Below are 14,020 nucleotides of genomic sequence, written 5' to 3'. Positions count from 1 at the left end.
ATGAATCTGGAAAATCTACAAAAAATCTGGACTATAGATGGGATTTTATTAGACAAAAATCAAGATAATGTAATAGATGGTGTTTCTCTATTTGTAGATTTGCCATATGGCTTCATGCCTGAAGGGTTATTGGACTTCTTTGTAAGAGTGGGATATGAAACAACTGCGTTATCGTATAACTTTTTTGAATATAATGGTCAAAAGGTAAAGATGATTTTTAAAGAAAATCAGCCCTCCAGTTATATTGTTTATGAAAATCGAATGATAATTATCTATTATGAAAATGAAAAAGAGTGTTCAAAATTATTATCACAGCTTTCAACTGTTGGTGTAGATCATCCTATTTATGAAGACTCACAACAATCGGTCATTAAGCCTATTCGGAGTTTAGCGGACATCTGGAGCTTTTCGGGCTTTGGAGCTGACAATGAGGCATCACCTTATCAAACACTTAGTTTAAACATAGATATACAACCTAATATGAAGAACAGAGAGACCTTCATAGAGTTATGTCACTTTGTTGCAAGGGCTGCATTGTATTGTACGGAAATTATACTGCCAGTTACGAATAATCCTACTGCAAAGATTAGTTTTACCATACAGTCAGGTGAACAGACAAAATTAAAGCTCCTAAAAGCAAATACACTAAAACTAGAAGGAAATATCACTGGAGTAGTCACAGCATTAAATTGGTTGAACAATCAAAAAAACTGGAGCGAAAAAGGAACTTTTGGTTACTGGGAACAGAAAATTCGATTAGATGAAAAAAAGCCGTCCAAGCTACTTTTGGAAGAGGAATGGGAAGATGAATCTGAAATTGAATTAGTTTATAGAGTACTAAATGATATTACCTTATTGGCTGGTGATGAAATTGAAGTATTTATTTCTGAACCGCTACATATCCGGGATAAACTGAAACAAGATATTTGGATGACTTGTCCACAGTTGAAGAATGTAAAAGTACATTCCGCTTTTAAAACAGGGTTTCAATGGGTTCGTGAAGAAATACTTCCAATCATAACAGAAGATATAATTGAAATAAAAATCTATGTAAAAAAAGAAGATAATGATGCTTGTTTAGAATTACCGATACGATGGATACAAGAAATGTATCCAATTGACGCATATCTTGAAAAATATACTCACTTAAACGTAGATGATATCACTTTTTATAAAGTGGATCATTTAGAACATACATTTAACGTGTACGGAACAAAAAAAGACGGTACAAGTATTCAGCTGGGAAGTTTGGATGTTCCAATTATACAAATTCCTTATGTAGAAGAAGGGAAATTTGCGTATCCGAATACAGGGGCCGTTCGTATTTACAGAAACGATAACAAAATTGAAACTCACTTAATCCCAACTGATCGAGAACGGTTTTATTTGTTCTATTTGAACGAGTTTCTTCCTAGGATGACAGAACAACTAAAAAATATTAACGAGGGACAAGGTGTTAATAGACCGTTATTCGATCGTATTGTCTTCGACGTTTGGATGAGCGAACAAGAAGAAAAATTATTTTTAGATGAAGAACGTATCTCCTCTATGGAAGCCCTTTATGAGGATTTATACTTTAATACACTAGATTATTTTGCAGAATGGGGAAAGAAAAAGTATGGTACTTCGTTGGATGCGCCAGGTGGGATTTATCCATTTATGCATGTTAATGAGGACAAAAGACCAAAAGCAAGAATTCAAGTATTTGAATGGGTGGATTATACTCCTTTAATTGTCCAAACTACTGAAATTCATTTCAATAGTAGAAGCAATGCAATAATGGCATTTGTAAGCTCAAATAACGGTAGCTTTTCTTGTGTTGTAGAAAAATTTAAGGCAAATATAAATTGGTCATTGCCCGAATTAAGTAATTTTATTGAAGTAAATAAAGAACTTCATATAGCATATCCTGATCATTCTTATTATGGTTTAAATATTCCTATCATTGAGTGTTTTTTACCATCAGGGGAAAAGTTTGATGCTTCCTTGAAGCTTACACTATTCAAAAAGACTATTGTTATAGAAGCTGGTCATCATGCCAACGAGGTATCAAGCACACCTGCAGTTTTACGCTTAGCTAAAGAATTGTCTAGTAATAAGGAGTACTTGAAAGAACTGAACATTATTATTATTCCTTTAGCAAATATTGATGGAAACTATTTACTTTCTAAAATGATTATAGAGCAACCGGAATGGAAACATCATGCAGCACGTTATAATGCTGTTGGATTGGAGTTTGCGTATGTAAAATATCAACAAACTGTTTTTGGGGAAGCAAATATCTTACCACAAGTGATGAGAAGATGGGCCCCTGACATTGTTGTAGATAATCATGGTATTCCGTCACACGAATGGATTCAGCCTTTTGCGGGATATAATAGTCCACCAAGATTTCCTGTTTCATACTTTATACCAAGTGCGAAGATTTATGGGATAGGTCGGATTTCTCAAAAAGTGAATGAAAAATGTCTAGCTGAAAATCTCGAAATAATAGTACAATCGATTAACAATAAATTTCACGGTACTACTATCGCAGAAGAAAATGCTTACTGGAAAGCACGTTTTATAAAATATGGTCACGCATGGTTACCGGATGTATTTCCTATTGAAGAGGCATCGTCTATAAATTTTTATCGTCAGAAAAGTGTTACTCCAACATATCCAACTGTTAGTATTCTTCGTTATCCAGAATGGGTGGCTGCGGATATAATATCAGAGGCTGCAGACGAAGTAGTGTATGGTAAAAAGTTAGAAAGTTGTGTGGAATCCCAATATCTTTTTAATAGTGGAATAATAGATGTACTAAAAAATACTCCGGTAGAAACTTTTCAAAATTCTTTACAAAAATTTCGGATACGTCCACTAAAATTACAATTGGAGGAGAAATGATGAAAAAACTACTTTTAACTGGATTTGAACCATTTTTGCACTATAAAGTAAATCCTACAATGAAAATTGTGGAGGAATTAGATGGAATGGTCATTGGTGGATTTCAAATTATCGGAAAAGTATTGACGGTAGATTTTAAATCTTCTGGACAACAATTATTAAGATTATTAGAAGAAACTCAGCCAGATGTACATATTTCCCTTGGGCTAGCTGGGGGAAGATATAAAATAACTCCGGAACGTATTGCGATTAACATAAAAGATGGTGATGCTGATAATGAAGGAAATAAACCTGAGGACGAGTTGATCCAAGAAACTGGAGATGCAGGATATTTATCAACATTGCCGATCCGTAAAATGGTGAACAAGCTTATTGAAAATGGTTTACCTGCCGAGATTTCAAATAGCGCAGGTACTTATTTATGTAATAATGTGATGTATGAAGGCTTGCATTTTGTAAAAACAACGAACAGCAAGATGCTCTCGGGCTTTATACATATACCGGCTTCACATGAACTTGCTATTGAGCATGGAAAAATTCCTAGCTGGTCCCATGTAGATTTGAAGCAGGGAATTATTACTTGCATCGAAGTGTTAGATGAGCATGAAAAATAATTTGCCTTTGGTATGGAGAACGGGGGAAAGGACACTTCGATTCAATTTTGGGGAAGTGATTAGCCTGGAAATATATAAAGCAGTTCATTCATTCACTAAGTTATTGAATTCAGAATGGCAGCAATTTATAGAAGAAGTAGTTCCTAGCTATCATACAATTACTGTATTTTTTTATAAGTCGGCGATTCTGGATACTTTGAATATAGAAGCCCTTCTTGAAAAATGGGAAAATTATAAAGAAGATAGCGTGCTTTCTTCTGCAAGACAGGTTACTATCCCAGTCTGTTATGAGGAGCCTTATTGCGAAGACATAACAAGAATAGAGCGTTTAATAGGTAAAACGAAGGATGAAATCGTTCAATTACATTCGCAAAAAATATACACCGTTTATATGATAGGTTTTTTACCAGGTTTTCCGTACTTAGGTGATTTGGATTCCGAGCTATTTGTTCCTCGACTTGATAAGCCAAGGCTGAAAGTTCCAAAAGGGACGATAGGTATTGGGGGAAATCAAACTGGTATTTATCCAATTGAATCACCGGGAGGTTGGAACATAATAGGCAGAACTCCTTTAGAAATCTTTTCATTAAAGCGGGATAATCCCTTCACTTTAAAGCCAGGTGATCGTTTAAAATTTTCTCCTGTTACTAATGCAGAATTTGAAAAAATAGAGTGCGAAATGAAAAATAATTGGCATGCAATTGACCGATTCATAGAAGAGGTGAATATATGAGAATTGATTTGAATGCAGATGTTGGGGAAAGTTTTGGCAACTATATTATAGGGGAAGATGACGCACTTTTTAAAGTAATTACTTCCGCAAACATTGCTTGCGGATTTCATGCAGGTGATTTCACAGTGATAAACAAGACAATTCAGGCTGCAAAAGAAAATCATCTTTCTATAGGTGCTCACCCTGGTTATCCTGATAAACAAGGTTTCGGTAGAAGAAACCTTAATATGAGTTCCACGGAAGTTTACGAAATGGTCGTTTATCAGATAGGTGCTTTACAAGCATTTTGTCATATTCATCATGTGTCACTTTCTCATGTTAAACCACATGGTGCTTTGTATAATAGATCTGCGGAGGATGAAGAGATAGCAAATGCAATAGCGAAAGCCGTGTTAGATACTGCCCCGAACGCAATTCTTTTTGGACTTTGCAATAGCGAATTGCTAAAGGCAGGAGCTAGCTTAGGGTTGAAAACAGCTGGAGAAGCTTTTGCAGATCGAAAATATGATGATAAAGGCCGACTTGTTGGTCGAGGTCAATCTGATGCTCTACTTACAGATTTTAAAGAAATAATGGAACAAGTAGAGAATATAGTAATGAAAAATCAAGTAGTAACAAGAAGTGGTAAAATGATTGATATAAATGCTGATACACTCTGCTTTCATGGTGATGGAAACAATGTTGCAGAGATTGTACAAAAAACTCGAAAAATACTGGAAGCAAAAAATGTAAAGGTTGCTCCTCTGGAGAGGATCTAATGAAAGAATTATTTCGTGTACATAAAGAAGGTGTATATGCATCTTTGCAAGATAAAGGAAGGAAAGGCTATCGTGCATTTGGAATGCCTAGTGCAGGTCCAATGGATACCTATGCTTTCGGACTAGGAAATAAAATTATTGGAAATTCATCCAATGCTACAGCAATTGAATTATTTTTAGGAGGACTTTCTCTTGAGATCTTAGCAGCACATACAATTGTAATTGGGGGAGCAGATCTTAAGGCGGAAATAGACGGAAGACAAATTCCATTGTGGAAGACTATTACTGTAAGTAAGGGACAGGTATTGTCTTTTGTAAAACCAATGCAAGGGAGTATAGCATATATTTTTGCACTGGGTGGATTCGTTACGGAAACAATTATGGGAAGTAATTCTGCCTACATAAGGGCGGGTATAGGTGATACTTTAAAAAAAGGAACTATTTTGTCGGTACCTAATATTCCGCAAGTAAATCTTAGGCGCGGCTTGATCACTACGGAAGTACCTATATATAATCGGGAAGTGGAAGTATCTGTTTGGGAAAGCCCACATCTTTCTCTATTCAAAGAAGATAGCATCCATACTTTTTTTCACTCCGAGTATACATATAGAGGCGGCGACCGTATGGGTTATTATTTCAATGGCCCAAAACTTCATTTTATAGATAAAAGTGATATTTTGTCTGAAGCAACCCAATTTGGCACAATACAAGTCCCCTCGAATGGTCAACCAGTAATATTAATGGCTGATGCACAAACAGTCGGTGGCTATGCAACAATTGGGAAAGTAGCGGATTCAGATTTGTGGAAAGTAGCTCAATTAAGAAACGGTGGAAAGCTCACATTTAAATTGTTACTGAATTAACCATTAAAGAAGACGTTGCAGAACAATTGTGCATCGTCTCTTTTCAAATATACTAATATCTATTGGTTATTTTCAAATACCATTGCTGTGTTTTACATATAACAACATGATTTACTACTTTTTACCGAATGCTTTCAACCGTATTATTCAGTAGGTGATCAGTTGCTCCTGCATCCCAATTCTTCTCCCTAAGCTCTAAGTTAGAAACTACTTCAATTCCAAATGCTTTTTCATTTCTAAAGTTATTTGACTCAGCTCGGTATCGTCCATTACATAATACCAAATACCATCTATACGTTTTCCTTCTCCTTGTTGAAAAGAGAGGGTATCCACTTGATTTAATGCATTTTTGTACCCTTTTTGGATATCGACCATTTGATCAAAAGTCATATTTGTCCGGATGTCTCTTTCTACAATACTTAATAATTCTTTATAATTTAACAAACTGTTAATGGATGCCCCTTCTTTTAAGACAGCCTGAAGTACTTGTTTCTGTCTAGCTTGTCTGCCGAAGTCTCCTTGTGGATCGTCCATTCTCATGCGAACATAGTCTAATGCTTGTTCTCCGTTTAGATGAATACTTCCTTCATTAAACGTATAATCGGATACTTCAAAAGCACTTGTATTTTCAACGGTCACACCTCCAACGGTGTCGACTATTTCCAGGAAACTTTCCATATTGACTTTTACGACATAGTCTATTGGGATATTTAGAAGGTTTTCAACGGAATGCAGTGCCATTTCGATGCCCCCAAAGGCATATGCGTGATTTATCTTATCAATTTTATTTTTACCTATAATTTCTGTATACGTATCGCGAGGAATGCTAAGCATTTTCATTGAACTAGTTGAAGGATTGACAGTTAAAACAATTATTGTATCAGACCGTCCTACATCAGCTTCCCGCTCGTCCACGCCTAATAGCAGGAGAGAAAAGGGTTCTTTTTTTACTATTTCTACTTTTGTTTCTCTTAATTCTGAAACTTTGCGGATTTCTGGCTCGTGAATTGTCTCAATTGTAGCAGAGACCTCATTATACAAACCATTCGTAAAGACAATTCCCCCGAGAAGAAAGCAGGAAATCAGTGTAATCCAAATAATTTTCTTCTTCATACTGAGCCTCGATTCTTTTCATTAACAAATTCTATTGTTATTAATATGAGTATGCGCGATGAATTATTATTCTTATACATATTCCACATGCTTAACGGTTGTTATTTGTTGAAGGTGATTAAAGAGATTTTGTCGAATATTTAAATAAATACAAAACGTGAGGGGGTGCGTGAAATGTTTAATTTTGAAGAGTTGGGTCAAGAGATTATAAATGAGCTAGGTCATTTGATAAAAGAGGAGGTAATTTTGACTGATTCAAGGGGATTTATACAAGTGAGTACGGATCCGACTAGGATAAATCAATTTCATGAAGGTGCATTGCTTAGTATTAAAGCAGAAAAACTGCTTTATATGACGGAGGAAGAAGTTTCAACGTTGAGGGGTGTTCGAAAAGGAATTGCCATACCCATTATCATAGAAGAAAAACCAATTGCAGTCTTAGGGGTAACAGGTGATCCAAAGAATATTCAACCACAGGCCTTACTTATAAGAAAAGTGGTTGAGTTATTTATACAAGACTCATTGAAAAGACAAGAAAAAGAGGAGAAAATTCGTGAATTTGAGTTTTTTATGATCGATTGGATTACTTCAACATCAAGGGATAAAAAGTTTTATCAACGAGCGGAATTATTAGATATTCAAGTGGACCTGTATAAACAAGTTATAATGATTCAGGCGATGGATGAAAAAAGGAAATTCAAGGTAGAGGATATTGATTTTTTTATGTCTGTGCAAACCATACACCCCATGCTAAAGGCAAGTCGCTGGGGGCAAGAAAAAATTATTTTAGTTATTCCCCCTTTAGAACAAAATAAATTAAAACTTGAGATAGAAAATTTACTGTTACATGTGAAACGAAAGATGAAAATGGAACTTGCTGTCGGGATAGGTGCTCAGGTCGAATATAATGAGTTAGCTCTTTCGTTCAATCAATCCGAGCGGGCAGTAAAAGTATCACAGAAATATAGGCGTATTGTATTTGAAAGGGAGTTGCTATTCGATTTAATCGTACATAGTTTACCGAAGGAAACGAAAGAACAATTTATAGAAAGAACGGTTGCCCCTTTGCTAGACGATCAAGAACTTTTTCATAATTTAAGCGTGTGGTTTAGTGAGAACCAATCTATGAAAAATACAGCACAGAAGCTTCATATTCATAAAAACACATTGGCATACCGGCTGCAAAAAATAGAAGATTTAACGGGACTTAGTATTTCGGAAACACATGATCTCTTTTTAATATATTTAGGAGTTCGGTTAGCAGAAGAGTTAAAAAAAGGCTAGAAACACAAAAAAACATCCTCTTATGGATGTTTTTTTGTATGTTTACACAATTAAATTGTCCAAAATGTGTCGAAAGATTGTTTAAAAATCCATATATTCATAATCAATTGAATATTAAAATAAGTGAAAGCGATTTCTTTGTTAGGTAGGAGGGAAGAAATGGAAGACTATATTATTCAAAAATTGATTGATATTACAGGGAAAGAAAATGCTAAAACAACTATAGCGCAAAAGCTGGCTTACTCGTATGATGCAACTGCTAACTTTCAGGCGATGCCCGATTTAGTATTATCACCTGCCAATACAGAGCAAGTACAGAGAATTGTGAAAGTCTGTTCTGAACATAGAGTTCCTATAATCTCCCGTGGGTCTGGCACTAATTTGGCTGCCGGAACGGTTCCAAATGCCGGCGGGGTGGTACTCCTTTTTAATAGAATGACTCAGGTGTTAGATTTTGATGAAGAAAATCTAACACTTACCGTCCAGCCTGGTGTAATTACGCAACATATTAATGAACTTGTAGAACCTAAAGGTTTATTTTACCCACCAGATCCAAGTTCCATGAAAATATCTACAATAGGAGGAAATGTCAGCGAGAATTCAGGTGGTTTAAGAGGATTGAAATATGGGGTGACGCGAGACTATGTAAAAGGATTAACGATAGTATTGCCAAATGGAGAAACCTTAAAAACTGGTGGAAAACTAACAAAAGATGTAGCAGGATACGATTTAACTAGTTTGTTTGTTGGATCAGAAGGAACGCTTGGCGTTATTACAGAAATTACACTTGGTCTAATACCAGCACCTCAAACAAAACAAACACTACTTGTTTTTTATGACCAGTTAGAAACTGCTGCTGAAACTGTTTCTTCCATTATTGCGGCAAAGGTAGTTCCTGCCACTTTAGAGTTTATGGATAAAGGAACGATTGAAAATGTTGAGGAATACATGAAAATCGGTCTTCCAACAGATTGTGAAGCGATGTTGCTTATTGAACAAGATGGAGATTTACAGACGGTTGAACGAGATATGCAATTAGTACATAAAATTTGTATGGAACATGGAGCAAAATCAACACAAATGGCACAGTCAACAGAAGAGGCTTTACAGCTAAGTACCGCGAGACGAGTGGCATTATCAGTATTAGCTAGAAAAAGGCCGACGACCATTTTAGAGGATGCTACCGTACCAAGGTCTGAAATTGCCAATATGGTAAAGGAAATTCAACGAATTGCAGCCAAATATGAGTTGATGATTTTTACATTTGGTCATGCTGGAGATGGAAATTTACATCCTACTTGTTTGACAGATTCAAGAGACAAAGAAGAAATGGAGAGAGTGGAAGCCGCCTTTAGTGAGATTTTTGAAAGTGCTATTAGACTGGGAGGTACGATTACAGGAGAACACGGCGTCGGAGAAATGAAAGCACCTTATCTAGAATGGAAAATTGGAGCATCGGGGATTGAGGTTATGAAAGGGATAAAGCAATCAATTGATCCACTTAATATTATGAATCCTGGGAAAATCTTTGCAAAAGATCGCAAGCAGAGGGTTGTGGTTCAAACATGACCACCGTGCTTCAAGAAAAAATGCAACAAGCTTTCGTGACACATGTAGACGATGATCGATTAATGGATTGTATGCGTTGCGGATTTTGTCTGCCCGCCTGTCCAACGTATATTCACTCTAATTTCGATGAAACACAATCCCCTAGAGGACGAATTGCTTTAATGAAAGCAGTGCGTGATGGACAAATTATGTGGGACGGATCGATAGAAGAATCTTTCGATTTGTGTCTTGGGTGCAGGGCATGTGAACCTGCATGTCCGGCAGGTGTTCAATACGGTACTTTAATAGAAGAAACTCGGGAAGCAATTCTATCGACAAAGCCACAGTCGTTCAAGGAAAAAATAATTCGCAAAGGAGCATTTGATAATTTATTTGCGAATCAAAAGAAGATGCAATCAGCAGTTAATCTCGTAACTTTTTATCAAAAATCCGGATTACAAAAAGTAGCGAGAAAGATAGGCTTTTTAGAGCTTTTCCCTCCTTTTATGAAGGAGATGGAAAGTGTATTACCGGATCCCCCAAAACGAAAAAAGGCTGATGTACAAAAAACAAAAGTGAAAGCAAAGGTTGCTTTTTTCGCGGGTTGTTTGATGGATACGATGTTTAACGAGACAAATAGAAATACAATAGCAATCCTAGAAAAATTAGGCTGTGACGTAGTAGTACCAAAAGGTCAACAATGCTGCGGAGCCCTGCATGGTCATAGTGGAGAATTAGAAAAATCGAAACGAAACGCACAAACAAATATCGAAGCTTTTGACTTGGAAGAAATTGATTACATTGTGAATAACGCAGGAGGTTGCGGCGCTTTTTTAGGGGAATATGACAAATTATTTTCAAATGATCCAATTTTACATGAAAAAGCGAAGTTATTTACATCGAAGCAAATAGATATATCCTCCTTGTTTGTCAAGTTAGGGATCATCGATTTTCTAGAAAAATTACCAGCAAGCAATTCAGTAGGACTTGTCACTTATCAAGATTCATGTCATTTACGAAATGTAACAGGTGTGAAGGACGAGCCTCGTAATATATTAAAAGCTGTGCAAGATTGTACGTTTGTAGAGTTACCAAATGCAGAACTTTGTTGTGGTTCTGCTGGCATATACAATTTGCTACAACCTAAAATGGCTTCTCTTATTTTAGAATCTAAAATGCAGAAGGTGAAGGAAGTAAGTGCCAGTACAGTGATCACAACGAATCCTGGTTGTTTGTTGCAGATGAAGGTTGGGATTGAGCGAGAAGGAATAGCTACTACAACCCAGGCATTACATTTGGTTGATTTTATTTATGGAAAAATGTTTCACCAATAAAAATTTGGAGGAGTTATGTTATGAAAAGAAAGAGTTGGAAATTGGGATCATTAGGTTTAGCGGCAATGCTTTTGTTGGGGGCGTGTTCTTCGGGTTCAGCAGAAGAAACAAAAGAAAAAGAATATAAATTGAAAATGTCGGTGACTGTAAACGATTCTTCTACTTGGTATGCAGCTGCTAAAAAGCTTTCGGAAGATGTAAGTGAAGAAACAGATGGCCGTATCAAAATTGAAGTATTTCCAAACGAACAATTATCCGGTGGGGATTCTGGTAAAGCCGTTGAAATGCTTTCAAAAGGTTCTACTGACTTAACATTCAACTCAACGATTATTTACTCTATTTTAGATGACCGATTTGGGGTAGCAAGCGCACCTTTCTTATTTAATAATACAGACGAAGTAGATAAAGTGTTTGATGGAGAAGGTGGAGAAGCTATTACGAAAATTCTAGAAGAAAAAGGCGTCAAAGCTCTAGGGTTTGGTGAGAATGGTTTCCGACAAATTACAAATAGCACAAAAGAAATAAAATCACCTGCAGATTTAAAAGGAATGAAAATTCGTATTCCTGGCATCACAATGTATACCGACTTATATCGTGCACTTGGAGCTGATCCAACTACAATGACATTCTCAGAAGTATTTACATCTCTTCAACAAGGAACGATTAATGGGCAAGAAAACCCAATCGATGTAATTCACTCTTCTAAACTAAACGAAGTGCAAGATTACTTAACGCTATGGAATTACTCCTACGACCCACTTGTATTAGGGATGAATAAAAAATTATATGATTCTATGAGTAAAGAAGACCAAGAATTATTTGCAAAGCTTGGAAAAGAAGCAGCGGAATATCAAGTTGAGTTAGCTAGAGAAAAAGAATCAAAACAATTAGAAGAGCTGAAAGCTGCAGGTATGAAGTTGTATGAGCCAACGGAAGCAGAATTAGCTGAATTTAAAGAAGCAGTTCAACCACTTTACGATAAATACACAAGTATTTGGGGAGAAGATCTACTAAACGCGTTCCAGAAACGTTAAGAACGGAGGACAATGAGATGGATCAAGTATTAAATAGATTGGAAGAATGGATTGTTGCCATTGTCATGTCCGTCATGTCAACCATTGCATTTCTAAATATTCTTTCTCGAGGAATTGCCGGTTATTCATTATCCTTTACTGAAGAAATTACCATTAATTTATTCGTTTTTTTAACGTTTGTTGGAACTTCCATTGGTGTGCGTCAAAACGCACACCTTGGATTTACCCTTATCTTTGACCGAGTAAATGGTGTGTTCAAGAAAGGTATCACATTATTAGTTGGGTTACTTATGGGTGGTTTATTTCTTATCTTATTGTATTTTGGATTCCAAATGGTTCTTTTCCAAATGGATATGGGACAAAAAACACCTTCTCTCGGATGGCCACAATGGGTATTTTCGCTAGCTATGCCAGTAGGGGCATTACTTTGTCTATATCGTACGATCCAAGCAACAGTAATCGAGTATCGCGATGAAAATGTGAACGGAGGGGAATCAGCATGACAGCAATATTATTATTTGGATTGTTTATGGTTCTTGTTTTGCTTCGTATCCCGATAGCTGTCTCTTTGGCGATATCCTCGATAGTTGTGTTATTTACAGGTAGTGGTTTATTTGGGCTAGAGTTAGTGGCAGATATTATGTACACAAGTGTGGCGAAGTTCACGCTGCTTGCTATTCCATTTTTTGTGTTGGCAGGAGTAATCATGGAACAAGCTGGTATTTCTAAACGACTTATCGATTTTGCACAAGCGTTAGTAGGTCATAGAAAAAGTGGAATTGTATTTGTAACGGTACTTGTAGCTATTTTCTTCGCAGCTATTTCAGGGTCGGGTCCTGCTACTGTTGCTGCTATTGGTGGGATTTTAATTCCGGCACTTGTAGGGAATGGCTATAAAAAGGAAACGGCTGGGGCTCTTGTAGCGAGTTCTGGGGCAATTGGAATCGTTATTCCGCCAAGTATTGCATTTATTGTTTTCGCGGTAGTTGCAGGAGATCAAATTCCTGTATCGATTGCCCGACTTTTTATCGCTGGTATTATTCCTGGTATATTACTTGGACTCGGTTTCGTCCTTGCCGCTATGTTCGTTCGATGGAGACAAGAGAAAAAAGAAGGTCCACTAGAAGGGTTTATCCAACAATCGCGTGCGACTGGTAAAGAAAGATGGAAAGCATTTGTTAATGCTTTCTGGGGATTAATGATCCCAGTTATTATTTTGGGTGGAATTTATGGAGGTTTCTTTACCCCAACAGAAGCCGCGGTAGTTGCAGTATTCTACGGTCTCTTCGTTGGATTCTTCGTTTATAAAGAACTGAATTTAAAAAGTTTATTTAACATTTTAGTGGCATCTTCCGTTCAGACAGCAACTGTTATGTTCATCGTAAGTGCTGCTTCCGTGTTTGCTTACATAATTACAACAGAGCAAATCGCTACAACACTCTCTGATGCAATGCTAGGGCTCTCAGACAATAAAATAATCATCTTATTAATTGTTAATATTATTCTATTGATTGCTGGGATGTTTATCGATGCAATTTCTGCATTCTATATTCTTGTACCAATTTTAGCGCCAATAATGATTTTACTAGGTGTCGATCCGACAGTATTTGGGGTATTTATGACAGTTAACTTAGCGATTGGTTTATTCACACCTCCAGTCGGACTAAATTTATATGTGGCAACTGGAATATCCAAAACCTCACTCGGTGAAATATCCCGTGGTGTTTTACCGTTTGTAGTTTCATCGATTATTATTCTTTTGCTAATCACCTATATTCCACAAATCTCTACGTTTTTACCAGACTTAATGAATATAAAATAACTTACTAATTATAAATAAGGAGATGGAA

General features: G+C 36.4%; 12 protein-coding genes. 11 read left to right on the top strand and 1 reads right to left on the bottom strand.

All coding sequences use genetic code 11. The features are described 5' to 3' along the window. From FS486_RS02230 to FS486_RS02210, 5 genes are read left to right on the top strand one after another with little or no spacing between them, the layout of a single operon-like run. Entirely contained in the window at positions 1-2,889 is a 2,889-nt protein-coding gene (locus tag FS486_RS02230; protein WP_144509623.1) for a M14 family metallopeptidase, read from the top strand. Next, entirely contained in the window at positions 2,889-3,503 is a 615-nt protein-coding gene (locus FS486_RS02225) for a pyroglutamyl-peptidase I (RefSeq protein WP_144509694.1), read from the top strand. The genes FS486_RS02230 and FS486_RS02225 overlap by 1 nt, the downstream gene beginning before the upstream one ends. Further along, the gene (gene pxpB / locus FS486_RS02220; RefSeq protein ID WP_186321295.1) at positions 3,493-4,236 is read left to right on the top strand and encodes a 5-oxoprolinase subunit PxpB; all 744 of its coding nucleotides are present in this window, start codon (positions 3,493-3,495) and stop codon (positions 4,234-4,236) included. The genes FS486_RS02225 and pxpB overlap by 11 nt, the downstream gene beginning before the upstream one ends. Further along, positions 4,233-4,994: a LamB/YcsF family protein gene (locus FS486_RS02215; RefSeq protein WP_144509621.1), complete on the top strand. Its 762-nt coding sequence runs from the start codon at positions 4,233-4,235 to the stop codon at positions 4,992-4,994. Before pxpB ends, FS486_RS02215 begins: the two co-directional genes overlap by 4 nt. Continuing rightward, positions 4,994-5,857 carry a 5-oxoprolinase subunit C family protein gene (locus FS486_RS02210; protein ID WP_144509620.1) on the top strand — a complete coding sequence of 288 codons (864 nt, stop codon included), beginning with the start codon at positions 4,994-4,996 and terminating at the stop codon, positions 5,855-5,857. Before FS486_RS02215 ends, FS486_RS02210 begins: the two co-directional genes overlap by 1 nt. A gap of 207 nt (positions 5,858-6,064) precedes the next feature. Here the strand turns inward: FS486_RS02210 and FS486_RS02205 are convergent, their stop codons facing one another. Then, positions 6,065-6,970 (bottom strand): LCP family glycopolymer transferase, encoded by a 906-nt coding sequence (locus FS486_RS02205; RefSeq protein WP_144509619.1) that lies wholly within the window; start codon positions 6,968-6,970, stop codon positions 6,065-6,067. A gap of 174 nt (positions 6,971-7,144) precedes the next feature. Between FS486_RS02205 and FS486_RS02200 the strand changes: the two genes are divergently transcribed. The 6 genes from FS486_RS02200 to FS486_RS02175 all read left to right on the top strand — a co-directional run bounded on the left by FS486_RS02200 (position 7,145) and on the right by FS486_RS02175 (position 13,992). Next, complete coding sequence (locus FS486_RS02200; RefSeq protein WP_144509618.1) at positions 7,145-8,254, top strand: sugar diacid recognition domain-containing protein; 1,110 nt, start codon at positions 7,145-7,147, stop codon at positions 8,252-8,254. A gap of 159 nt (positions 8,255-8,413) precedes the next feature. After that, entirely contained in the window at positions 8,414-9,823 is a 1,410-nt protein-coding gene (locus tag FS486_RS02195; protein ID WP_144509617.1) for an FAD-linked oxidase C-terminal domain-containing protein, read from the top strand. Then, positions 9,820-11,136, top strand: a complete 1,317-nt coding sequence (locus FS486_RS02190) for a (Fe-S)-binding protein (protein WP_144509616.1) — start codon at positions 9,820-9,822, stop codon at positions 11,134-11,136. Before FS486_RS02195 ends, FS486_RS02190 begins: the two co-directional genes overlap by 4 nt. 20 nt (positions 11,137-11,156) lie before the next feature. After that, on the top strand, positions 11,157-12,170 hold the full coding sequence (locus FS486_RS02185; RefSeq protein ID WP_144509615.1) for a DctP family TRAP transporter solute-binding subunit: 1,014 nt from the start codon (positions 11,157-11,159) through the stop codon (positions 12,168-12,170). 17 nt (positions 12,171-12,187) lie between these two features. Continuing rightward, positions 12,188-12,673: a TRAP transporter small permease gene (locus FS486_RS02180; protein WP_144509614.1), complete on the top strand. Its 486-nt coding sequence runs from the start codon at positions 12,188-12,190 to the stop codon at positions 12,671-12,673. Further along, a complete protein-coding gene (locus FS486_RS02175) occupies positions 12,670-13,992 on the top strand; it encodes a TRAP transporter large permease (RefSeq protein ID WP_144509613.1) in 1,323 nt (440 codons plus the stop codon). The genes FS486_RS02180 and FS486_RS02175 overlap by 4 nt, the downstream gene beginning before the upstream one ends. Positions 13,993-14,020 lie beyond the last annotated feature (28 nt).

This window comes from Bacillus sp. FJAT-22090, from assembly GCF_007676755.1.
Taxonomy (GTDB): Bacteria; Bacillota; Bacilli; order Bacillales_A; family Planococcaceae; genus Psychrobacillus.
The sequence above is the reverse complement of the archived record's forward strand: the minus strand, read 5'-3'. Positions and strand labels throughout refer to the sequence as shown.